This is a genomic window from Pseudomonas fluorescens (genome assembly GCF_000967965.1).
In the GTDB taxonomy this organism is placed as follows: domain Bacteria; phylum Pseudomonadota; class Gammaproteobacteria; order Pseudomonadales; family Pseudomonadaceae; genus Aquipseudomonas; species Aquipseudomonas grandcourensis.
Genome location: NZ_LACC01000011.1, coordinates 179,557 through 199,720, shown reverse-complemented (window position 1 = coordinate 199,720; position 20,164 = coordinate 179,557). Strand labels below are relative to the sequence as shown.

22 protein-coding genes and 1 pseudogene are annotated in these 20,164 nt (G+C 61.2%); 10 read left to right on the top strand and 13 right to left on the bottom strand.

Going from position 1 to position 20,164, the window contains the following annotated elements; all coding sequences use genetic code 11:
• Positions 1–48 precede the first annotated feature (48 nt).
• Positions 49–513, top strand: a complete 465-nt coding sequence (locus VC35_RS07940; protein WP_046039023.1) for a TIGR02444 family protein — start codon at positions 49–51, stop codon at positions 511–513.
• Here the strand turns inward: VC35_RS07940 and VC35_RS28740 are convergent.
• Complete coding sequence (locus tag VC35_RS28740) at positions 510–1,670, bottom strand: AlgP family protein (RefSeq protein WP_046039021.1); 1,161 nt, start codon at positions 1,668–1,670, stop codon at positions 510–512. The two genes, VC35_RS07940 and VC35_RS28740, sit on opposite strands and share 4 nt — an antisense overlap.
• 192 nt (positions 1,671–1,862) lie before the next feature.
• Here VC35_RS28740 and VC35_RS07930 point away from each other — a divergent pair, with 192 nt between their 5' ends.
• Entirely contained in the window at positions 1,863–2,528 is a 666-nt protein-coding gene (locus VC35_RS07930; protein ID WP_046039020.1) for an FKBP-type peptidyl-prolyl cis-trans isomerase, read from the top strand.
• Positions 2,529–2,588: 60 nt separating this feature from the next.
• Here VC35_RS07930 and VC35_RS07925 read toward each other — a convergent pair whose 3' ends face one another.
• The 8 genes and pseudogenes from VC35_RS07925 to VC35_RS30290 form a co-directional block, all read right to left on the bottom strand.
• Positions 2,589–3,047, bottom strand: a complete 459-nt coding sequence (locus VC35_RS07925) for an Rsd/AlgQ family anti-sigma factor (RefSeq protein ID WP_046039019.1) — start codon at positions 3,045–3,047, stop codon at positions 2,589–2,591.
• A gap of 177 nt (positions 3,048–3,224) precedes the next feature.
• Entirely contained in the window at positions 3,225–3,776 is a 552-nt protein-coding gene (locus VC35_RS07920) for a disulfide bond formation protein B (RefSeq protein ID WP_046039017.1), read from the bottom strand.
• Between the two features lie 263 nt (positions 3,777–4,039).
• On the bottom strand, positions 4,040–5,278 hold the full coding sequence (locus VC35_RS07915) for a heme biosynthesis protein HemY (protein WP_046039016.1): 1,239 nt from the start codon (positions 5,276–5,278) through the stop codon (positions 4,040–4,042).
• Entirely contained in the window at positions 5,275–6,438 is a 1,164-nt protein-coding gene (locus VC35_RS07910; protein WP_046039015.1) for a uroporphyrinogen-III C-methyltransferase, read from the bottom strand. The genes VC35_RS07915 and VC35_RS07910 overlap by 4 nt, the downstream gene beginning before the upstream one ends.
• 16 nt (positions 6,439–6,454) lie before the next feature.
• On the bottom strand, positions 6,455–7,222 hold the full coding sequence (locus VC35_RS07905) for a uroporphyrinogen-III synthase (protein ID WP_046039014.1): 768 nt from the start codon (positions 7,220–7,222) through the stop codon (positions 6,455–6,457).
• The gene (gene hemC, locus VC35_RS07900; RefSeq protein WP_046039013.1) at positions 7,219–8,160 is read right to left on the bottom strand and encodes a hydroxymethylbilane synthase; all 942 of its coding nucleotides are present in this window, start codon (positions 8,158–8,160) and stop codon (positions 7,219–7,221) included. The genes VC35_RS07905 and hemC overlap by 4 nt, the downstream gene beginning before the upstream one ends.
• Positions 8,161–8,298: 138 nt before the next feature.
• Positions 8,299–9,045: a LytR/AlgR family response regulator transcription factor gene (locus VC35_RS07895; protein ID WP_008048635.1), complete on the bottom strand. Its 747-nt coding sequence runs from the start codon at positions 9,043–9,045 to the stop codon at positions 8,299–8,301.
• A pseudogene (locus VC35_RS30290) lies at positions 9,042–9,158 on the bottom strand (sensor histidine kinase); the annotation flags it as partial. The gene VC35_RS07895 and the pseudogene VC35_RS30290, both read right to left, overlap by 4 nt.
• 348 nt (positions 9,159–9,506) lie before the next feature.
• On the opposite strand from VC35_RS30290, the gene argH reads away from it, so the two are divergent.
• The gene (argH, locus tag VC35_RS07890) at positions 9,507–10,901 is read left to right on the top strand and encodes an argininosuccinate lyase (protein ID WP_046039012.1); all 1,395 of its coding nucleotides are present in this window, start codon (positions 9,507–9,509) and stop codon (positions 10,899–10,901) included.
• A 123-nt stretch (positions 10,902–11,024) separates the two neighbouring features.
• Here the strand turns inward: argH and VC35_RS07885 are convergent, their stop codons facing one another.
• On the bottom strand, positions 11,025–11,684 hold the full coding sequence (locus tag VC35_RS07885; protein WP_046039011.1) for a glutathione S-transferase family protein: 660 nt from the start codon (positions 11,682–11,684) through the stop codon (positions 11,025–11,027).
• A gap of 124 nt (positions 11,685–11,808) precedes the next feature.
• On the opposite strand from VC35_RS07885, the gene VC35_RS07880 reads away from it, so the two are divergent.
• From VC35_RS07880 to VC35_RS07870, 3 genes are all read left to right on the top strand, one after another.
• Positions 11,809–12,093 carry a hypothetical protein gene (locus VC35_RS07880; RefSeq protein ID WP_046039010.1) on the top strand — a complete coding sequence of 95 codons (285 nt, stop codon included), beginning with the start codon at positions 11,809–11,811 and terminating at the stop codon, positions 12,091–12,093.
• 251 nt (positions 12,094–12,344) lie between these two features.
• The gene (locus VC35_RS07875) at positions 12,345–12,590 is read left to right on the top strand and encodes a TIGR02647 family protein (protein WP_046039009.1); all 246 of its coding nucleotides are present in this window, start codon (positions 12,345–12,347) and stop codon (positions 12,588–12,590) included.
• Positions 12,591–12,784: 194 nt separating this feature from the next.
• Positions 12,785–15,628 (top strand): class I adenylate cyclase, encoded by a 2,844-nt coding sequence (locus VC35_RS07870; protein ID WP_046039008.1) that lies wholly within the window; start codon positions 12,785–12,787, stop codon positions 15,626–15,628.
• A 6-nt stretch (positions 15,629–15,634) separates the two neighbouring features.
• Here the strand turns inward: VC35_RS07870 and rnk are convergent, their stop codons facing one another.
• The 3 genes from rnk to cyaY all read right to left on the bottom strand — a co-directional run bounded on the left by rnk (position 15,635) and on the right by cyaY (position 16,857).
• A complete protein-coding gene (gene rnk, locus VC35_RS07865; protein WP_046039007.1) occupies positions 15,635–16,045 on the bottom strand; it encodes a nucleoside diphosphate kinase regulator in 411 nt (136 codons plus the stop codon).
• Positions 16,046–16,301: 256 nt separating this feature from the next.
• Positions 16,302–16,520 (bottom strand): DUF1289 domain-containing protein, encoded by a 219-nt coding sequence (locus VC35_RS28730; protein WP_080925278.1) that lies wholly within the window; start codon positions 16,518–16,520, stop codon positions 16,302–16,304.
• A 4-nt stretch (positions 16,521–16,524) separates the two neighbouring features.
• Positions 16,525–16,857 carry an iron donor protein CyaY gene (gene cyaY, locus VC35_RS07860; RefSeq protein WP_008050853.1) on the bottom strand — a complete coding sequence of 111 codons (333 nt, stop codon included), beginning with the start codon at positions 16,855–16,857 and terminating at the stop codon, positions 16,525–16,527.
• 296 nt (positions 16,858–17,153) lie between these two features.
• Between cyaY and lptM the strand changes: the two genes are divergently transcribed.
• From lptM to VC35_RS07840, 4 genes are read left to right on the top strand one after another with little or no spacing between them, the layout of a single operon-like run.
• Entirely contained in the window at positions 17,154–17,330 is a 177-nt protein-coding gene (gene lptM, locus VC35_RS28720; RefSeq protein ID WP_007980804.1) for an LPS translocon maturation chaperone LptM, read from the top strand.
• 12 nt (positions 17,331–17,342) lie between these two features.
• Complete coding sequence (gene lysA / locus VC35_RS07850) at positions 17,343–18,590, top strand: diaminopimelate decarboxylase (protein ID WP_046039005.1); 1,248 nt, start codon at positions 17,343–17,345, stop codon at positions 18,588–18,590.
• 4 nt (positions 18,591–18,594) lie between these two features.
• A complete protein-coding gene (gene dapF, locus VC35_RS07845) occupies positions 18,595–19,425 on the top strand; it encodes a diaminopimelate epimerase (RefSeq protein ID WP_046039004.1) in 831 nt (276 codons plus the stop codon).
• A gap of 13 nt (positions 19,426–19,438) precedes the next feature.
• A complete protein-coding gene (locus VC35_RS07840) occupies positions 19,439–20,164 on the top strand; it encodes a DUF484 family protein (RefSeq protein ID WP_046039002.1) in 726 nt (241 codons plus the stop codon).

Genomic DNA, 20,164 nt, shown 5'->3' with positions numbered 1-20,164 from the left:
TGGCGGCGGAGTCTACCAGCTTCGCTCGCAACTGGCGCGAGTAGCACTATGTCCTCTGACCTGTGGAGCTTTTCCCTAACCACTTACGCCCGCCCGAGCGTTGAGCAGGCCTGCCTGCAATTGCAATCGGCGGGGGTCAATGTGTGCCTGTTGCTGTGTGGTGCGTGGTTGGGACATCGAGGTGTGGCCTGCGATGAGCAGCGCTTGCAGCAATTGCGCAGCGTGGCTTTCGCCTGGGACACCGATGTCGTGCGGCCGTTACGCGCCTTGCGCATACAGTGGAAAGCCGCGGCCAAGGAAGACGCTGAATTGCATACCCTGCGTGAACAAGTGAAGGCACTGGAGCTGGAAGCCGAACGGCATCTGTTGTTGCGGCTGGAGAGAGCGGCGCAGAGTTGGCCGCAAAATGCCGAGACCGATCTATCGGCCTGGCTGGAAGGTGCGGCGGCTGAGGCCGCCCACCTGCACCGCGACGCGCTGCATCAGCTGCGCGTCGCGGTAACCGGCACTTAGGAAGCGCTGGCTGGGGTGGTTACAACACTCGAAGTTGCGGCAGGCGTTGGCGCTGGCGCGGCTGTCGAGGTAGTAGTTGCTGCCGGAGCAGGTGCTGCGGGCGCAGCCGGAGCGACTGGCTTGGCAACCGGAGCGGTGGCTGGCTTGGCGGCAACCGGCTTTTTCACTGCAGGTTTGGCTGCTGGTTTTGCAGCGGGTTTCGCAGCAGCCGGTTTGGCGGCAACTGGCTTGGTAGCGGCTGGTTTGGCGGCAACGGCTGGTTTCGCTGCAGCTGGTTTTGCGGCTGGTTTAGCAGCAGGTTTGGCAGCCGCTTTTACAGCAGGTTTTGCCGCTGGCTTGGCTGCTGCTTTAGCTGCAGGTTTGGTTGCCGGTTTTGCAGCGACGGGTTTTGCAGCCGGCTTGGCAGCAGGTTTCGCGGCAGCGGTGCGGGCAGCTGGTTTAGCGGCCGGTTTTGCAGCTGGTTTTGCAGCCGGTTTCGCGGCGGCGGTTTTAGCCACGGCTGGTTTGGCAGCAGCGGCTCTTGCAGCGGCAGGTCGTGCGGCGGCTGGTTTGGCAGCCGTGGTTTTAGCCGCAGGTTTTGCAGCGCTGGCAGCAGCCGGTTTTCTCGCAGCCGGTTTGGCAGCAGGTTTGGCTGCGGCAGTTTTAGCGACTGGTTTGGCAGCGGCTGGTTTGGCGGCAGCAGCAGGCTTGGCCGGTGCTTTTGCAGCAGCCGGTTTGGCAGCGGCTTTCTTCGCAGGTGCCGCAGCAGGTTTGGCCGCACGCAAGGACAACACCTTGCCGACAGCCTCTTGTACACGACCGACGCCCTGGGCCAGTTTCAGGCTTTCCTGAGCATCGCGCTTGAGTTGCAGGATATAGCCGCGGGTTTCCGATTGACGATCCTTGAGGGCATCGAGCAGCTCCTCAAGATCGGCCACTGCGCCCTTGGCCTTGGCTTGCGCCTTGGCTTTTCCGGCCGCCGCAGCGTCCTGCAATTTGGTGCGGGACTTGTGCAGTTTTTCTTGCGCTTTTCCGCGCTGCTTTTCCAGTTTGGCGAGCAACTTTTCAGCATCAGCCAAGGCTTCGGAACAAGCGGTTTCCAGATGCTCGAGCAGGCTGCTCGAGAGTTGTTGGAGCAAGTGCAACGGAGTGTTTACTGGCTTCTTGGTGGCCGACATGGTTTACCTCCTGGCTGAAGTGAGTGCGGCTCATACTAGACCTCTGCTGCAACCGCCGCTAGGGCATGTTGACACTATCGAAAGCGCTACGTTGCAAAGGATTGAAAAACTTCTGCCTCGACGCAAAAGCAGTTCACCGTTGCGCACATTCTCGCTGGCATAATCGCCCGCAATTCAGGTCGGAGAGAGTTCATGTCGCGCTACCTTTTTTTATCGCTGTGCGTGTTTTTTTCGGTGGCCCAGGCCGCCGAAAAAACGCAGGAAAATGAAGCCCACGATCTCGCTTACAGCCTGGGTGCAAGCCTTGGCGAACGCCTGCGCCAGGAGGCTCCCGATCTGCAGCTCCAGGCACTGGTCGAAGGATTGCAGCAGGCCTATCAGGGCAAACCACTGGCGCTGAAGGACGAGCAAATCCAGCAGATACTGAACGAGCATGAAGCCCGGATCGCCATGCAGTCAGCCGAGCCGCAAAGCGAAATGGCACTGGAAAAAGAACAGCGTTTTCTCGCCACGGAAAAAGCCAGGCCGGGTGTGCGCGAACTGGCTGATGGCGTGTTGCTGACCGAGTTGACGCCAGGCACTGGCGCCAAGGCCGGACCGAACGGCAAAGTGCAGGTGCTGTACATCGGTCGCTTGCCCGACGGAACGGTGTTCGATCAGAACAGTCAGCCACAATGGTTCAGTCTCGACAGCGTGATCGCCGGATGGCGCAGCGCGTTGCAAAACATGCCGGTCGGGGCGAAATGGCGACTGGTGATTCCATCGGCTCAAGCCTATGGCGCCGACGGTGCCGGTGACGTGATTGCTCCGTTCACTCCACTGGTGTTCGAAGTCGAATTGCGCGGCGCCACCAGCTGACGACGCAAACGAAAAACGGCGTGCCTTGGCACGCCGTTTCGGGATCTTGCAGAAAGAGCTTCAGGCCTGAACCGAATCAGTTTCCTTGTGGGCGGTGTGCAGCACTTCGATCAGGCAATCCTCCAGTTCAAAGCGCTCATGCAACAGTCCGCCGAGTGTCTTGAACTCTTCGGCGACACACTTTCCTGCGTCACACAGATCATTGAAGGCGAGCAGCTTTTCGGTGATGACGTCGATACGCGGGTAGATCGTCTCGGCGAGCTCAAGGCCACGCTGGTCGTTGAAAGCCTTGGCCTCCCCCGTCAGCTGCTCGTAGATCTCGAAGTGTCCGGCCGATACATAATCGACCAGCACGCCGCAGAATTCCTGCAAGGGCTTGCGGTTCTCACCCAGCACCTCAGGCTTTGCGCCGAGAGCGTCATAGGCCCCGATCAGTTCGTGTCGTTCCTGCAACCAGCGATCGATCAGCAGGTGCACTCCGCCCCAGCGTTCCTGAGCATTCTGACAACTTTCGAGCATGGTGATCTCTCTTCCCTTGTGGGTCAGCTGCTCTATGCCCGCTCGCCTCTTGTAACGTCGGTGGGCGGTCAGGCAGAGCGTCATCGAGCAACATAATTCCAATGACACGTGCGGGCCAGATTATGCCCGCACGACACTGGCTTCAAGGTACGCAGGCGATAAAGTTCATACAAGTGTTTAATCGCCTGCAAAGGCCCGGTGCGACGACTCGCCGCTGAGCGGTCGCTGATAGCTGGTCCAGACCAGTCGCAGCGACTGGTAAACGGCCAGAATCATCATCGCGACGAAGAACAGCAAGCTCCACTCGGTGAGACTCAGATCGAACAGCGTCCAGGAAATTTCCACGCAATCGGCAGCGCCCTTGAACATCTGCTGTACGACCGATAGCCACGGCGAATTGGCCAGCAGGTCCGCAAGATGCGTTGAGCATGCCGCTACCTGCTCCGTCGGAAGGCTTTGCAGCAAGACCTGTCGCCACGCCGTGACGGTGCCGGCCAGGCTGCAACAAAGACTGAGCAGCCAATACAGAACGTTACCGATGCGACCGGGGCCATGGACCGAAGCCATCAGGCAGATGCCGGTCAGGAGCGCCAGGCAAACCCGCTGCACAAGACACAAGCCACAAGGTCGCAGGCCGACTGCATATTCCAGGTAGTAGGAAACGCCCATCGCCAGGGCACCCGCAATGAAAGCCATGAAAAACAAGGAGCGTGAGCAGGCCAAAGACATGGCTTTTCCGTAAAAGTAGTGACAGACCATTACGGTAGAGGAAAGCGCGACAGCCTTTCAAGGCAAGTGCCCACAGAGACTTCAGCGCAGGAGTAGGGAAATCCCGACGCAGGTGAGAGGATAAAATGTAGTCCTCTGTAGGACTTTGCCTGCGACGAAATTTCGCGACTGAATTTCAACCCGTCATTGCACTACGGCGAGGGCGATAGCTCCCTCGCCGCAGGTCATCGCTCAGGCGCCGGAGCCCGGCGCCAGCGAATGGTTCAAGCGCGGACTGGCACTGGCAGAGGGGCCGCGAGCAAGCGTTCATCCAACAACCCCAGGCCTTCCTGAAACAGCTGGTTGCTGCGCTCGGCATCGCCCATTTGCGCCAGCAAGCGTGCCAGCTCGGCACAGGCTTCCGGATTGCGCTGTATACGCAGGCTGCTTTCCAGATAGTCCCGGGCCTTGCCCCACAAACTGTTTTGCAGGCATAGACGACCCAGTGTCAGCAGCAGGCCCGGATCAGCCGGATGGTCCTTGAGCCAGCCTTCGGCGGCCTGCAGCTGGCGGGCCGGATCATTGCCGCGAACCAGTCCGTAGAGTCGTGCCAGATGACTGTCGTAGCTGCGCTTGAGCGCAGTGCGCAGCACTTCTTCGGCCTCGACCTGAGCCCCCAATTGCCGCAGTTGTTCGGCATACGCGAGCACCAGTTGCGGCTCCTGACGCTGTGCCGAAGTCAGTTGTTGCCAGGCACGTTCCAGCGATTGCTTCCCTACCGTTCCGTCTTCTTCCCGTTGCGCCGCCAGGGACAGGTTCGCCCCCCAGGCCCGACGCTCCAGTTCGGCGAGCTCAGTCGCCGGCAGGATTTTGTCCTTGCGCAGCTCCGGCAGCAGGCGAATCACTGCCGACCAGTCACCACGCTGCTGAAGCAGGCGCTGCAACTGACGCAGGGTCTGAGCGTTATGAGGATGGCGTTCACGCATGGCTTGCAGGGTGGCGAGGGCACCGTCGGTATCACCGCGATCTGTCTGCAACTGGGCGTGACTCAAGGCGATCGCCAACTCGGCCTGAGGCTGACGCTCCAGGGCGCGCTCCAGCAAGTTGTCGCTTTCTTCGTAATTGCCGAGTTCGTTCGCGGCACGGGCAGCGCCGAGGTAGTAAAGCAGCGGCTGGCGCTCGGCTTCGGCAGCCCGATGCAAGTGCCGTTGCGCGCTGGCCCAGCGACCCTCGGCCAAGTCCAGCTGACCGTGTTCGATCGCCACCTGTACCCGACGGCTGCGGTTACGTCGTGACCATGGATTGACCACGCCACTGGAAGCCATCACCAGTTCGACCAGTGACTTGATGCCCCAGATCACCAGCCAGAGCACAGCCACCAGCGCCAAGGTAGCCCACAGGCTCGACTCATAACGGAAGGTCTTGTAGGCAATCAGCACATAGCCGGAGTGTTCGGCAATCGCCAGCCCCAGCGCAGCGGCAGCGGCGATCACGAGGAACACGATCACATAGAGGCGTCTCATGGCGTGGCCTCCGGCGCGGCGTTCGCGGCAGGCCTGGTCAGTGGCTTGACCGATTCCTCGGCGTTGACGTTGCGCCGCTCCAGATACCCCTGCACCGCGCTCAGGGTGCCGGTCATATCCGGCGTGACGACGGTGACAGGTTGCCCGCTCAACTCGGCGACCTGCTCAAGCATGACTTTGCTTTGCGCGTTGTCCGGGTTGAAGTTGCCCTTGAGGATGTCCCGCGCTTCGTCCAGCACCTGGGAGTAAACCGCCGCCTGGCCATTGAGTGCGGCCCACTGCGCCTGCTCCAGCGCCAGGCTCAGGGCCAGGCGGACCTGACTCAGACTCTGGCCGGCCAGCAATGGGCGAACGTTTTTGTCGGCATTGAAATCGATACGGATGTAGCGCGAAATCTGATCCCACCATTGCGCCCAGCGACTGGCACCGTCGCCATCGGAGGTCAGGCCCAGCAACGAATCGCCACGGTCCTTGTACTCCGGTGCCAGCTCGGTGAGGCTGGTCACTTGATCGCGCAGCGCGCCCAGACGCAGGAACAGCCCGGTGCGATCCGGCTGTTCGGTGCTGCGCAAGGCGATCAGGGTCTTGGCCACCTGCTCGCGAGCAGCAAAAGAGCCCGGGTCGTTTTGCTCACGCAATATCTCGTCGGCACCCTGGACCAGTGCCTGGGCACTGCTGATGTCCTGCAAGGCGGATAGTCGCAAGCTGGCCAGACGCAGCAGGTGCTCGGCCTCGGCCAGACGCCAGTCCTTGCGACTGGCACCGAGAACGGTTTCCAGCCGTTGGTTCAACCGCTGCTGATCACCTTGCAGCTGAACAACCAGACGGCTGCGCGCTTCCAGTTCATCGGCGGGAGGCAATTGTGCCAGGCGTGCGCTCAGGCGTTCCTCATTGAGCTTGAGGCTTTGTGCCTGGTCATTCAGCGCCTGCACCTGGCTCAGTTGCTGCTGATTATTGGCCTGCAGGTGACGCACCTGCCAGACACCCCAACCGCCCACCGCTACACCGGCCGCACCCAACAGCAGCGCGATGATTGCCAGACCATTGCCTCGACGCTGCTCGGCAGCAGGTGGCGGCGGCAGCATTTCATCAACAGGAGCATCAACAGGTGCATCAAGCACCGGTCGCGAGTCATCTTTAGGCAAGGCTGTTTCGCTCACGTATCCATCCTTTGCATCAGAAAACGGGTACGGGATGCTCCCGTAACGCCGTCAGCAAGGCCGCGGCATTGGCGCCACGACAATCCACAACTGTTTTGGCCCCGGCGGCACGCGCCATTTCGGCAACCCTGGGGCTCGGTACGAACAACGGCAACCGCGCCAACTGCGGCCAGGCATCGCCGGCCAGTTGATGCAGGTGCTCAAAACCTTGTCCACTGCTGACCACCAGCCCGTTCAGGCGTTCCGCCTGGATCCGTTGCGGCAGCAGTGTTGGCGGGTAAATCGGCAATCCCCGGCGGTACAACTCCAGATACTCGACACTAGCACCAAGCTCACGCAAACGCTCAGCCAGCAACTCGCGCCCGCCCTCCCCGCGCAGGATCAGCACGCGCGCATCGGGTCGTGCAATAGCCTCGCGCAATCGGGAAAGTTCGAGCAAGGCTTCACTGTCATCGCCTTCTGCCGGGAAGCTCACGTCCAGCCCGTGATCCTCGAGGATCTGCGCAGTCGCCGCGCCGACGCTGAACCACTTCACACCAGGCGGTGTTGGCCAATATCGCTCGAGCAGTTCGACGCCGATCCGGGCGGCCGGCTTGCTGACCACGATGACGGCGCAGAACTGATCCAGGGCCTGAATCGCCTGGCGCATTGTGTCAGTGGCCGCAATGGGCATGATGTCCAAAAGCGGCAGACTGTTACTGAATATCCCCTGCTCGGCCAAAAGGCTGCTCAGCGCCTCCGCTTCTTCGGCGGGACGCGTCAGCAGCAAGCGCCAGCCGATCACTCGTGACCAGCCTCGCCATAGACCGCTTTGAGGATGGCATCGGCACCCTGGCTGAGCAGGTCTTCGGCGACTCGCACACCCAGCGCCTCGGCATCGTCGCGAGGGGCGCGGGCTTGTGCGCTGAGCAGCAGGCCACCAGCCGGATCGCCCACCAATCCGCGCAACCAGACCTGCTCGCCTTCCAGCACGGCGTAGCACGCAATCGGCACCTGGCAGCCGCCATTGAGGTGCTTGTTGAGGGCCCGTTCGGCGGTCACGCGGGTGGCGGTGTCCTGGTGATGCAAGGGTGTCAGCAGCGAATGGATTTCACTGTCGGCGCTGCGGCATTCGATACCCACCGCGCCCTGGCCACCGGCCGGAAGGCTGTCGTCGACGCTGATGGCCGAGGTGATGCGATCTTCGAATCCCAGGCGGATCAGGCCGGCAGCGGCGAGGATGATGGCGTCGTATTCGCCGGCATCGAGCTTGGCCAGGCGAGTGTTGACGTTGCCGCGCAGGAAGCGGATTTGCAGGTCCGGGCGACGGGTCAGCAATTGAGCCTGGCGGCGCAGGCTGGAGGTGCCGACGATGCTGCCCTGGGGCAACTCATCCAGGCTGGTGTAAGTGTTGGAAACGAAGGCATCGCGCGGGTCTTCCCGCTCGCAGATGCAGAACAGACCGAGGCCTTCGGGGAAGTCCATCGGCACGTCCTTCATGGAGTGCACGGCAATGTCGGCTTCATTGTCCAGCAGCGCGGTTTCGAGCTCCTTGACGAACAGGCCCTTGCCGCCGATTTTCGACAGCGGCGAGTCAAGCAGCTTGTCACCACGACTGACCATAGGGACGAGGGTCACCAGCAGGCCGGGATGAGCCGCTTCAAGACGGGCTTTGACGTATTCGGCCTGCCAAAGGGCGAGAGCGCTTTTGCGGGTGGCGATGCGGATCTGGCGAGAGGACATGGATCAATCCGTACTGAATAGATACGGCGGATAATAACAGCTCAGCCAAATCCACTTTGACTTGTATCAGATACTACTCGGCCTCCCTGGCCCCGGATGTCCGGCAATCGGGTGTAAAACTGGCCTGCGAACAGCCGTTTAAAGCTGTTGCATCATTTTGCGTACCCCAGCCACATGACGCCGGCTGACGATCAGCGCATCACCATTGAGGCCTTTGAGGAACAGCTGAAAATGCCCCAGGGGTGTGCGTTGCAATCGCTCGATACGCTCGCGGGCGACCAGCGCATTGCGATGGATACGCACGAAACGGTCACCGAACTCGTCTTCGAGGGCCTTGAGCGGCTCATCGAGCAGCACTTCGCCGCTTTCGTGGCGCAAGGTCACGTATTTGTGGTCGGCAATGAAATACACCACCTGATCCAGCGGAATCAGCTCTATCCCTTTACGGGTTCGGGCGCTGATATGGCTGCGCGGGCCGTTGCCGCTTTCGGCAGCAGGGCGGGTCAGGGCGGCGAGCTGGGCACGATTGGGGCGCTCGGCTCTCTTTAATGCGTCATGTAATTGTTCAGTTCTCACAGGTTTCACCAGATAGCCTACGGCGCTGGCCTGTAAGGCTTCCACGGCAAATTCATCGGGCCCGGCGCAGAACACCACGGCGGGCGGAGTTTCGCGTTCACACAACCGAGCAGCCACTTGCAGGCCATCCAGGCCGGGCATGCGGATATCGAGCAGCACGATATCCGGTTTGTGGCTGTCGATCAGTGCCAACGCCTCTTCGCCATTCGTGGCACTAGGCTCCAGGACACTGTATCCCTCGAGTTCGCCAACCATTCGGCTCAGGCGCTCGCGGGCCAAGGGTTCGTCATCAACGATCAGGACATTCATATTGCGCTGGATTCCTGCGTGAGTCTCGCACAAGGATAGCGTAGACAGGTGAAGTGACATCCGTCACCGCGATCCACGCTAAGACTAGCGCGAGCGCCAAAAAGTGCCGTTGGTCCGGCGGCTAAATTTTCATCTGCCGGGCGATTGGCGGCCCAGGCCCGCGTTGGCGACGCATCGCCACAGGGTTTGCTGATACGCAATATGAACACCCCACTCTTCTTATAGTCAGCGGCTGCACCGAGAAGTGCGCTGATCCTACTGTCCAACTGTAGACGGTTGCCGGGACGATATAGCTCAATTGGAAAATATCGTTCCGCAAAAATGCGCGAGTCTTGCCCGGGCCCGGGCTCTCTCCCCCCAAAAAAACGTATCGACCAGTGTCAGCGACAGGATTGGCAACCCTGTTATTATCCGCGCCAGCGTTCCACGCCTTCTTACTTCAAGCCGATACGAGCGAATTCATGAGCACTGACAAGACCAATCAGTCCTGGGGCGGCCGCTTCAGTGAACCCGTCGACGCCTTCGTCGCCCGCTTCACCGCCTCCGTCACCTTCGACCAGCGCCTGTATCGCCACGACATCATGGGCTCGATCGCCCACGCTACCATGCTGGCCAAGGTCGGCGTGCTGACCGATGCCGAGCGCGACAGCATCATCGATGGCCTGAACACCATCCAGGGCGAAATCGAGGCCGGTCAGTTCGACTGGCGCATCGACCTCGAAGACGTCCATATGAACATCGAGGCACGGCTGACCGACCGCATCGGCGTGACCGGTAAAAAACTGCACACCGGCCGCAGCCGTAACGATCAGGTCGCCACCGACATCCGACTGTGGCTGCGTGACGAGATCGACCTGATCCTGGCCGAAATCACCCGCCTGCAAAAAGGTCTGCTGGAGCAGGCCGAGCGCGAAGCCGCCAGCATCATGCCGGGGTTCACCCACCTGCAGACCGCACAGCCGGTGACGTTCGGGCACCACATGCTGGCCTGGTTCGAAATGCTCAGCCGCGACTACGAACGCCTGGTCGACTGCCGCAAGCGCACCAACCGCATGCCACTGGGCAGCGCGGCGCTGGCCGGCACCACCTACCCGATCGATCGCGAATACACCGCCCAACTCCTGGGTTTCGACGCGGTTGGCGGCAATTCGCTGGACAACGTCTCCGATCGTGACTTCGCCATCGAATTCTGCTCGGCGGCCAGCATCGCGATGATGCACCTCTCGCGCTTCTCCGAAGAGCTGGTGCTGTGGACCAGCGCGCAGTTCCAGTTCATCGATCTGCCCGACCGTTTCTGCACCGGCAGCTCGATCATGCCGCAAAAGAAAAACCCGGACGTGCCGGAGCTCGTGCGTGGCAAGACCGGTCGCGTGTTCGGCGCGCTGATGGGCCTGCTGACCCTGATGAAAGGCCAGCCCCTGGCCTACAACAAGGACAACCAGGAAGACAAGGAACCGCTGTTCGACGCCGCCGACACCCTGCGCGACTCGCTGCGCGCATTTGCCGACATGGTGCCGGCGATCAAGCCCAAGCACGCGATGATGCGCGAAGCGGCCCTGCGCGGTTTCTCCACCGCCACCGACCTGGCCGACTACCTGGTGCGTCGCGGCCTGCCATTCCGTGATTGCCACGAAATCGTCGGCCATGCCGTGAAGTACGGCGTGGACCGCGGCAAGGACCTGGCGGAAATGAGCCTGGAAGAACTGCGCAAGTTCAGCGACCAGATCGACCAGGACGTGTTCGCCGTGCTGACCCTGGAAGGCTCGGTCAATGCCCGTAACCACATCGGCGGCACCGCGCCGGCGCAGGTGAAGGCTGCCGTGGCTCGTGGCCAGGCGTTGCTCGCCAGCCGCTAAATCGCCAAAAGCTTCGCGAGCAAGCCCGCTCCCACATTGATCGTCACACACAAAACCGGTGTCTGACGCATACCTCGTGGGAGCGAGCTTGCTCGCGAATGCGATCTTCAGAGCGCAACAGAATTACTTCTTGGCAGCAATCATCGCCATGAACGCCGGCATCGCGGCCTCCCGGTCCGCCGCCACACGCTGCACATTCGGATTCCCCCCCAAATACTCCAGCAGCGCCTTGGCCTTCGGCATCTCGGCCAACAGATCGATGCCAAACAACTTCTTGGCGACCCCACACGCCAGCGGCACGCTGAACAGGAAATACAGATCCGCCACGCTCAAGCTGTCGCCAGCCACGTAAGGGCTGAATTTGGCGTGCCGGCCCAGCGCCGCCATCCCCAGCAACAATTCGGCTTTGGTTTTTTCCTTGATCGCATCCGGCAGGGTCATGCCGAAAAAGGCTTCGGGATAGCAGGCCCGGCCTGGCAATTCGATGTACAGCTCGATTTCCCTGGCCAGTGCCAGCACCTGCGCGCGCTCGAACGGATCGCTCGGCAGCAGCGGCGGGCCTTTCTGGCTCTGCTCGATGTATTCGAGGATCACGCTGGTTTCATTGATGAAGCCCTGCTCTACCTGCAGCACCGGGACCTTTCCGCGAGGGCTGATGGCTAGCGCCTCGGGGTTGGTGCCCGCGTAAAACGGTACTTCTTCGAAGGGCAGGCCTTTTTCCAGCAGCGCCAGTTTGACCATGTTGTAGTAGTTACTGACGGAGAATCCATAAAGCTTGATCATCACAAAGCCTCCAGGCCATGCGGGGTGGGCAGTGCCTTTTTATAGAACGCTGCCGGGATTCTTGCCAGCAGCATCACGCGACTGAATGCGGGTAAACTGGCCGCCTTTCCCTGAGGAGCCTGCCATGAGCGAGCCAACCGATATCGACAACGACGAAGAAGAGTTCGCCGAAAGCACCCTGATCCAGGCCATCGAAAACCAGATCGAAAGCGACAACCCGCCGGCTGCCAAAGCGACGTTCAACAAGCTGACGCTGGTGGGTTATGAGCGCGAAGAAATTCTTAACCTGATGGCTCACGTTTTGGCGGTAGAAATCGACGCGATCCTCGAAGAAGACCGCGCGTTCAACACCGAATGGTACGAAGCTGCCCTGCGCGCATTGCCCGAGCTGCCGCCGGAAAAGCAGTAAGCACCGACACCGATTCCTGTGGCGAGGGAGCAAGCTCTCTCGCCACAAAATGCTGCTCCCACACATTTTGTTGCCAATCCCGCCTGCCGTCTCCCGGCATCTGACTACACTGGAACCACCCCGCTACCCCACCATCCACCGGGGGAAGGCCACCCGAGGAAAAAAACCCTGTCGCGAGCACTGGACATGCCGGACAAGCGGGTTCACCTTAGGGGCGCTGTCGTCCAATTCCTAGAAAGTCTGGAGTCCTTATGTCGCTTACCCCTGAGTTGGTTGCCGAACTGGAAGTCCTCGCACTCTTCAACCTGGACAGTTCCCAGGAAGGTTTGAAAATTCATCAGACCGCTGCCCCGAAACACATTGCCGCCGCCAAACGCCTCTTTGAAAAAGAACTGACCAACCAGCCTGATGGCGGTTACCTGACCAGTCTGGGTCGTGACGCCGCGCAAAATGTGCAATCCGTGCTGACCATTCTTAACGCCGAAGTAACAGCCTGAATTCTGCCGTATCGCCCACGGAGACCCCGATCCAGGGATTTCCGCGGGCACATTCCCCTGATTTCTGTCTCCAGCCGTTAGAAATCTGACGCCAGAAAAATAAAATCAGCTTAAAAGTCCTCGCCTCAAGGCGCTAAACTGCCACTCATCCGAAGAGCCCCACGTCCGAGCCCTGCGAGCCGGTTTGAGCTGACATGACGCGCACCCATGAAATCCGCCCTGATCTGGACGAGGGAATCGACCGCAAGGTTCTCAGCCAGCTGCGCGCACGCTTTCTGAAACTCAACGAAGGACGCATGGCTCGCGCCATGGAAGGGTTGTCGACGCGCCAGCAAGGGGTCCTGACCTTGCTGCCGCTGTTTTTCCACGTTAACCATCCGCTGTTGCCCGGCTACGTTTCCGGCAGTACGCCGGCCGGACTGTCGAATTTCGAACCGGATGCCAATGTCCTCGCTGAAGCCCAGCGCCTGACCCGCTCGTTTTCCTACAAGCCGCGCCACGGCAGCAACCCGCCAAGGCCGATTCACGGACTGTTCCTGATGGGCAGCCTCGGCACCCTGGCGCAGGCTGACCAGAGCGACATGGATGTGTGGGTCTGTCATGGACCGGACCTGACTGAAAACGAACTCGCCGAGCTGCGCAAGAAATGCCAGTTGCTGGAAGCCTGGGCCGCCAGCCAGGGCGCCGAAGCGCATTTTTTCCTGATCGACCCGAGCCGTTTCGTCCGCGGCGAGCGCGATACCCAGCTGAGTTCGGAAGATTGCGGCACCACCCAGCACTACCTGTTGCTGGACGAGTTTTACCGCACCGCAATCTGGCTCGCCGGGCGCACACCGATCTGGTGGCTGGTGCCGGTCTACGAGGAGTCGAGCTACGACCGCTACACCCATACCTTGATCTCCAAACGCTTCATCCGTGCCGATGAAACCCTCGACCTCGGTAACCTGGCCTACATCCCGCCCGGCGAATTTATCGGTGCCGGGCTCTGGCAGTTGTTCAAGGGCATCGAGTCGCCCTACAAATCGGTACTCAAGTTGCTGCTGACGGAGGTTTACGCCAGTGAGCACCCCAGGGTCCATTGCCTGAGCCTGCGCTTCAAGCAAGCGGTGTTCGCCAACCGGCTCGACCTCGACGAACTGGATCCGTACGTCGTGGTGTACCGGCGCATCGAGGAATACCTGATTGCCCGCAACGAACCGGAACGCCTGGAACTGGTGCGTCGCGCGCTGTACCTGAAGGTCAATCGCAAACTCACTGGCAACAGCCGCACCCAGAGCTGGCAGCGCTCTTTGCTCGAACGCCTGGCCCATGAATGGCACTGGGACCAGCGCCAGCTGAGCCTGCTCGACAGCCGCAGCCAGTGGAAAGTCCGCCAAGTCAGCTCCGAGCGGCGGGCACTGGTCAACGAGCTGAACTACAGCTACCGCTTTCTCACCCAGTTTGCCCGTCACGAACAAACGGTCAGCCGCATCAACAAGCGCGACCTGAGTGTCCTCGGCCGTCGCCTGTACGCCGCTTTCGAGCGCAAGGCCGGCAAAGTCGAATTCATCAACCCCGGCATCGCCCCGGACCTGGCTGAAGACACCCTGACGCTGGTGCACGCCCCGAACAAGAAGGAACCTGGGCAAAGCCAGTGGGGCTTGTACAACGGCAGTCTTACGGCATTGGAGTGGGACCATTTCGCGCCGATCAAACGCAGCCGTCACTTGCTCGAGCTGCTGACCTGGTGCCACCGCAATGGCGTGATCGACAGCAGTACCCGCCTGGCCTTGCACCCCGGCACCAGCGACTTGAGCGAATTCGAACTGTTCAACCTGCTCGGCAGCCTGCAACAGACCATCGCCCTGCCCTTGCCCACCGTCGCCGAGGAACCTCTGTTGCGCGCCAGCGTGCCGAGTGAAGTGCTGATCCTGGTGAATGTCGGCATCGATCCGCTCAAGCACCATCGCGACCTGAACATCCTCATGACCACCGAACGCACCGACTCCCTGAGCTACGCCGGTGTCCGGGAAAATCTGGTGCTGACCCTGGACCAGGTCACGCTCAATAGCTGGAACGAAGTGCTGGTCGGTCGCTACGACGGCCCCCACGCCCTGCTCGACTGCATCCGCGACTACCTCAACAACCTGCCGGCCGGGCCACAACAGCCGAAGCTGAGGGTGCGTTGCTTCTGCCATAACCGCGCGCAATTCATTGCCCAACGGGTGGAGGAAATCCTCGATACCGCGCAGAACCTGCTGCTGAGCCGGCTCAATCATCGCTACCTTATCCAGGTCCAGCAGGACTACCACGTGCTGGAGTTGGTGCCGGGCCGGGTCCAGCACATCGCGCTGGCCACTCTGCCGGCGCTGATCAATTACCTGGGTGAAGAAATGGCGAGCTACAGCCCGCTTCACCTGGACCCAAAGGCATTGGAAGAGCACGACCTCTCGCTGTTCCTGCCAACGGGCCAGCCGGACTGCATTCAAGTGTTCTACCGGGTTATCGAAGATCAGGCTGATCTGTACGTGCTCGATGAGTTCAATGCCCTGTGGCAGCAACGCCTGCCCTGGCATGACGAGCAAAGCTTGCTGGTGCCGCTGCAGCGTTTCCTGCAATCGATCCAGTACCGCCGCGATGCCCTGCTGCCAATGGAGGCGGCCCACCCCATGAACCTCGACACCCTGTATTGCCAGTTGTTGCCGTCAGGCCCTGGCCGGGCGCGCCGCATCGAAGCCCGGCCGGCACCGCAGACGCCGGTGAACAAGCCGTTCTACGACGTGCAGGCGATCGTCGGCAAAGCCGCACCGGGTCAGGTGCAGGTGACCTTGTATTGCAATCAACGGGAGTTTTCCGAGCTGGAACATGGCGACCAGTTGTTCCGCGTGGTCGCCCGGGAAATCGTCGGGCAGCGCCGGGAAACCGAACGCTACCGCTGCTACATCACCGACCTCGACCTGTCGGGCCTGCTGGGCGAAGGGCAGAGTTCCACCCATCTGTACCTTCGCTACAAAGCCGACCTGGAGCACGCATTGAACGAGGCGCTTGATCAGGTCTGAGGGGTGTCACTCCGGGAACGCGCCGCCATTGGCCGGCTGCGACTCGACTTCCAGTAGTGTCAGCTTCAGGATCTTGCCGCCCGGAGCCGGCCAATCGATGTGCTGGCCAACCTTCAGGCCGAGCAGAGCGCTGCCCACCGGCGCCAGGATCGAGACCTTGCCTTCGTCGGCGTTCGCATCCTTGGGGTACACCAGGGTCAGGTGATAGTCCTTGCCACTGCCTTCTTCGCGGCAATGCACACGGGAATTCATGGTCACGACATCCGCCGGCACTTCATCGTGGCCGACCAGGGTATCGGCGCGATCCAGTTCGGTTTGCAACGCAATAACGCCCGGCAGCGTGTCGTCCAGGCTGTCGATCAGACGCTCCAGACGCTGGACGTCCAGACGGGTAAGGGTGATGGAAGGTGCGGTCATGATCTGGGCAGACTCCTTTCTTCTGCACGAAAAAAGCAAAACCCCGCCAGAAAAAGGCGGGGTTTTCATAAGCCTCGATGGGTTGAGGCGTTTCCGGACACTATCACAGCTCAAAAAATATACAAGTCACGCCATTTGAGGTCGCTTTACCTCTGTGGCGAGGGAGCTTGCTCCCGCTGGGGTGCGAAGCGCCCCTAAAAAAGCATGCGGCTGCTCCGCAACCGAGCGGGAGCAAGCTCCCTCGCCACAAAAGCCCTTATGCCAAGGATTTGCGGTGGGCAGCCTCGGCGCAAATCACCCGCCGACGCTGATCATCTGCCGAACGCCACTCACGAATATCTTCGACGTGACGAAAGCAGCCCAGGCAGACTTTCTGCTCATCCAGCCGGCACACACCGCTGCAGGGCGATGGCACCGCCGGGCTGACGTTGCTGTAGAGCGGCTTGGGCGCACGGACAGGCGCAGGCTGGGTCACGATCTCACAGGCCTTCGAAATCGAGCTCGACACCGGCCTGCTGCTGGACGATACGCTCAAGCATTTCACCCAGCTGTTCTTCGCTCTTGTCGCACATCCAGCGCTCGCTTTCTTCGTCGTAGTCGAAGTGAAAACCACCGGAAACCGCCGCCAGCCAAAGCTGACGCAGCGGCTCCTGGCGACTGAAGATCAACTGGCTGCCGTTCTCGAACTTGACGGTCAGCACACCGGCCGAGCTCTCGAGGTCGATATCCAGGTCGCTCTCGTCAAAGATGTCCTCCAGGGTTTGCTGGGTGGCATCGACAAGGTCATGGAAACGCGCTTCGGACAAACTCATTACGGCAACCTCAAAAAGTGTCTGATCAGGCTCAAGCGCCGCAAGATACGACCGAGCCCCGTCGATTGCAAAGGATAACGCCCAGTTGCCTACCTGTGGGAGCGAGCTTGCTCGCGATGGCGGCCTCACATTCAACATCAATGCGTCTGTTATGGCCTCATCGCGGGCAAGCCCGCTCCCACAGGGTTCGATGTGCTTGCGGCCAAGCCCCGCCGGACGGGCGGTCCGTTGCATAGGCAAGCTGCCGGGTGGCCGGTATACTCCGGCGCAATTAATGCATTTTCAAGGATTTCGCCATGAAGCGCCTGATCTCTTCCCTTGCTGCGCTCCTCGCGGTTGCCTGTCTTGTGTCGGCCTGCGGTCAAAAAGGCCCGCTGTACCTGCCCGATGAAGACCAGGACCCTGTCGAGCAAGCCAAGTCGTCGCAGCAGCAGCCTGCTTCCAAAGCACACAAGCACGACGTCTACCAATAATAAGGGAACCTCATGGACGCTTTTAACTACCGTGACGGTGAACTGTTCGCGGAAGGTGTTGCCCTGTCTGCCATCGCCGAGCGCTTTGGTACACCGACCTACGTTTACTCGCGCGCGCACATCGAAGCCCAATACCTGGCTTACGCCGATGCACTGGCCGGCATGCCGCACCTGGTGTGTTTTGCTGTAAAGGCCAACTCCAACCTGGGCGTACTGAATGTCCTGGCGCGTCTGGGCGCCGGTTTCGACATCGTCTCCCGTGGTGAGCTGGAACGTGTACTGGCCGCTGGCGGCAGCGCCGACAAGATCGTGTTCTCCGGTGTCGGCAAGACCCGTGACGACATGCGTCGCGCCCTGGAAGTCGGCGTGCACTGCTTCAACGTCGAATCCACCGACGAGCTGGAACGCCTGCAGGTGGTCGCCGCCGAACTGGGCGTTCGCGCGCCGATTTCGCTGCGCGTGAACCCGGACGTCGATGCCGGCACCCACCCGTACATTTCCACCGGTCTCAAAGAGAACAAGTTCGGCATCGCCATTGCCGATGCCGAAGACGTGTACGTGCGTGCCGCGCAGCTGCCAAACCTGGAAGTGGTCGGCGTCGATTGCCACATCGGCTCACAACTGACCACCCTGCCGCCATTCATCGACGCCCTCGACCGCCTGCTGGGCCTGGTCGACCGCCTGAGCGATTGCGGCATCTACCTGCGTTACATCGATCTCGGTGGTGGCCTGGGCGTGCGTTATCGCGATGAAGAGCCGCCACTGGCTGCCGACTACATCAAAGCCGTGCGCGAGCGTCTCGACGGTCGCGACCTGGCGCTGGTGTTCGAGCCGGGCCGCTTCATCGTGGCCAACGCCGGTGTACTGCTGACCCAGGTCGAGTACCTCAAGCACACCGAACACAAAGACTTCGCCATCGTCGATGCGGCCATGAACGACCTGATCCGCCCGGCGCTGTATCAGGCCTGGATGGACGTCACGGCCGTGCGTCCGCGTACCTCAGCTGCCCGCGCCTACGACATCGTCGGCCCGATCTGCGAGACCGGCGACTTCCTGGCCAAGGATCGTCAGCTGGCGCTGGAAGAAGGCGACCTGCTGGCCGTGCATTCGGCCGGTGCCTACGGGTTTGTCATGAGCTCCAACTACAACACCCGCGGCCGTACCGCGGAAGTGTTGGTGGACGGTGATCAGGCATTTGAAGTGCGTCGCCGTGAAACGGTAGCCGAGTTGTTTGCTGGCGAAAGCCTGCTGCCGGAGTAAAACCATGCTGCTGCGTTTTACCAAGATGCACGGACTGGGCAATGATTTCATGGTCCTCGACCTGGTCAGCCAGCACGCGCACATTCTGCCCAAGCACGCCAAGCAATGGGGCGACCGGCACACCGGCATCGGTTTCGACCAGTTGCTGATCGTCGAGGCGCCGAGCAACCCGGACGTGGACTTCCGCTATCGGATCTTCAACTCCGACGGTTCCGAAGTGGAACAGTGCGGCAACGGTGCGCGCTGCTTCGCCCGCTTCGTGCTCGACAAGCGCCTGACCGCAAAACGGCTGATTCGCGTCGAGACCAAAAGCGGCGTCATCGAGCTCGACGTGCGTAACGACGGCCAGATCAGCGTCAACATGGGCGCCCCGCGCCTGGTGCCGGCGGATATTCCGTTCCAGGCACCGGAGCAGGCCAAGAGTTATCAGGTCGACGTCGACGGCACCCCGGTCGATCTGGCCGCCGTGTCCATGGGCAACCCCCATGCCGTGCTGCGGGTCAGCGATATCAACAACGCGCCGGTGCATGAACTGGGGCCGAAAATCGAACATCACCCGCGCTTCCCGGCACGGGTCAATGTCGGTTTTCTCCAGGTCATCGACCGGAGCCGCGCGCAGTTGCGCGTCTGGGAGCGTGGAGCCGGGGAAACCCAGGCTTGCGGAACCGGCGCCTGTGCCGCCGCAGTGGCCGCGATCAGCCAGGGGTGGATGGATTCGCCGCTATTGATCGACCTGCCTGGCGGGCGCTTGTCCATCGAATGGGCAGGCCCTGGCCAACCGGTGATGATGACCGGCCCGGCAGTGCGCGTATATGAAGGACAAGTGCGTCTTTGAGTGAGCGAAATCCATGACCGACAAGCCTCAGGTACCCGCACGACAAGCTGACGAATCACCGGCCGAAAGCCTGGAGGCGGCGGCTGTAGCCGCGTACCTGGAGGCTCATCCGGACTTCTTCGTCGAGCACGAAGAACTGCTCCCGTCCCTGCGTATTCCCCATCGACGCGGCGATACCGTGTCGCTGGTGGAGCGTCAGATGACCATCCTGCGCGACCGCAACATTGAACTGCGTCATCGCCTGTCGCATTTGATGGACGTGGCCCGGGACAACGACCGGCTGTTCGAAAAGACCCGTCGCCTGATCCTCGCGCTGATGGATGCCGCCAGCCTGGAAGACGTGGTGATGTGCGTCGAAGACAGCCTGCGCCAGGAATTCCAGGTGCCCTTCGTCAGTCTCATTCTGCTCGGCGACAACGCCATGCCGGTGGGCCGCTGGGTCACCCACGCCGAAGCACAAGTGGCCATCGGCGGTTTGCTCTCGGAAGACAAAAGCGTCAGCGGCAGCCTGCGCGAGCATGAACTGGACTTCCTGTTCGGCGAAGAGCAGCGCAAGCAGATCGGCTCCACCGCCGTCGTCGCCATCAGCCACCAGGGCATCCACGGCATCCTGGCCATCGCCAGCCGTGATCCGCAGCACTACAAAAGCTCGGTGGGCACCTTGTTCCTGAGCTACATCGCTGAAGTCATGGGTCGCGTGCTGCCACGGGTCAACAACTCCCTGCGCTCGGTACGCTGA

What these genes read in the sequence shown, in the direction of transcription:
- VC35_RS07940 (WP_046039023.1), top strand. Translation starts at nt 49, where the DNA reads ATGTCCTCTGACCTGTGGAGCTTTTCCCTAACCACTTACGCCCGCCCG.
- VC35_RS28740 (WP_046039021.1), bottom strand. Translation starts at nt 1,670, where the DNA reads ATGTCGGCCACCAAGAAGCCAGTAAACACTCCGTTGCACTTGCTCCAA.
- VC35_RS07930 (WP_046039020.1), top strand. Translation starts at nt 1,863, where the DNA reads ATGTCGCGCTACCTTTTTTTATCGCTGTGCGTGTTTTTTTCGGTGGCC.
- VC35_RS07925 (WP_046039019.1), bottom strand. Translation starts at nt 3,047, where the DNA reads ATGCTCGAAAGTTGTCAGAATGCTCAGGAACGCTGGGGCGGAGTGCAC.
- VC35_RS07920 (WP_046039017.1), bottom strand. Translation starts at nt 3,776, where the DNA reads ATGTCTTTGGCCTGCTCACGCTCCTTGTTTTTCATGGCTTTCATTGCG.
- VC35_RS07915 (WP_046039016.1), bottom strand. Translation starts at nt 5,278, where the DNA reads ATGAGACGCCTCTATGTGATCGTGTTCCTCGTGATCGCCGCTGCCGCT.
- hemC (WP_046039013.1), bottom strand. Translation starts at nt 8,160, where the DNA reads ATGTCCTCTCGCCAGATCCGCATCGCCACCCGCAAAAGCGCTCTCGCC.
- VC35_RS07895 (WP_008048635.1), bottom strand. Translation starts at nt 9,045, where the DNA reads ATGAATGTCCTGATCGTTGATGACGAACCCTTGGCCCGCGAGCGCCTG.
- argH (WP_046039012.1), top strand. Translation starts at nt 9,507, where the DNA reads ATGAGCACTGACAAGACCAATCAGTCCTGGGGCGGCCGCTTCAGTGAA.
- VC35_RS07885 (WP_046039011.1), bottom strand. Translation starts at nt 11,684, where the DNA reads ATGATCAAGCTTTATGGATTCTCCGTCAGTAACTACTACAACATGGTC.
- VC35_RS07880 (WP_046039010.1), top strand. Translation starts at nt 11,809, where the DNA reads ATGAGCGAGCCAACCGATATCGACAACGACGAAGAAGAGTTCGCCGAA.
- VC35_RS07875 (WP_046039009.1), top strand. Translation starts at nt 12,345, where the DNA reads ATGTCGCTTACCCCTGAGTTGGTTGCCGAACTGGAAGTCCTCGCACTC.
- VC35_RS07870 (WP_046039008.1), top strand. Translation starts at nt 12,785, where the DNA reads ATGACGCGCACCCATGAAATCCGCCCTGATCTGGACGAGGGAATCGAC.
- rnk (WP_046039007.1), bottom strand. Translation starts at nt 16,045, where the DNA reads ATGACCGCACCTTCCATCACCCTTACCCGTCTGGACGTCCAGCGTCTG.
- cyaY (WP_008050853.1), bottom strand. Translation starts at nt 16,857, where the DNA reads ATGAGTTTGTCCGAAGCGCGTTTCCATGACCTTGTCGATGCCACCCAG.
- lptM (WP_007980804.1), top strand. Translation starts at nt 17,154, where the DNA reads ATGAAGCGCCTGATCTCTTCCCTTGCTGCGCTCCTCGCGGTTGCCTGT.
- lysA (WP_046039005.1), top strand. Translation starts at nt 17,343, where the DNA reads ATGGACGCTTTTAACTACCGTGACGGTGAACTGTTCGCGGAAGGTGTT.
- dapF (WP_046039004.1), top strand. Translation starts at nt 18,595, where the DNA reads ATGCTGCTGCGTTTTACCAAGATGCACGGACTGGGCAATGATTTCATG.
- VC35_RS07840 (WP_046039002.1), top strand. Translation starts at nt 19,439, where the DNA reads ATGACCGACAAGCCTCAGGTACCCGCACGACAAGCTGACGAATCACCG.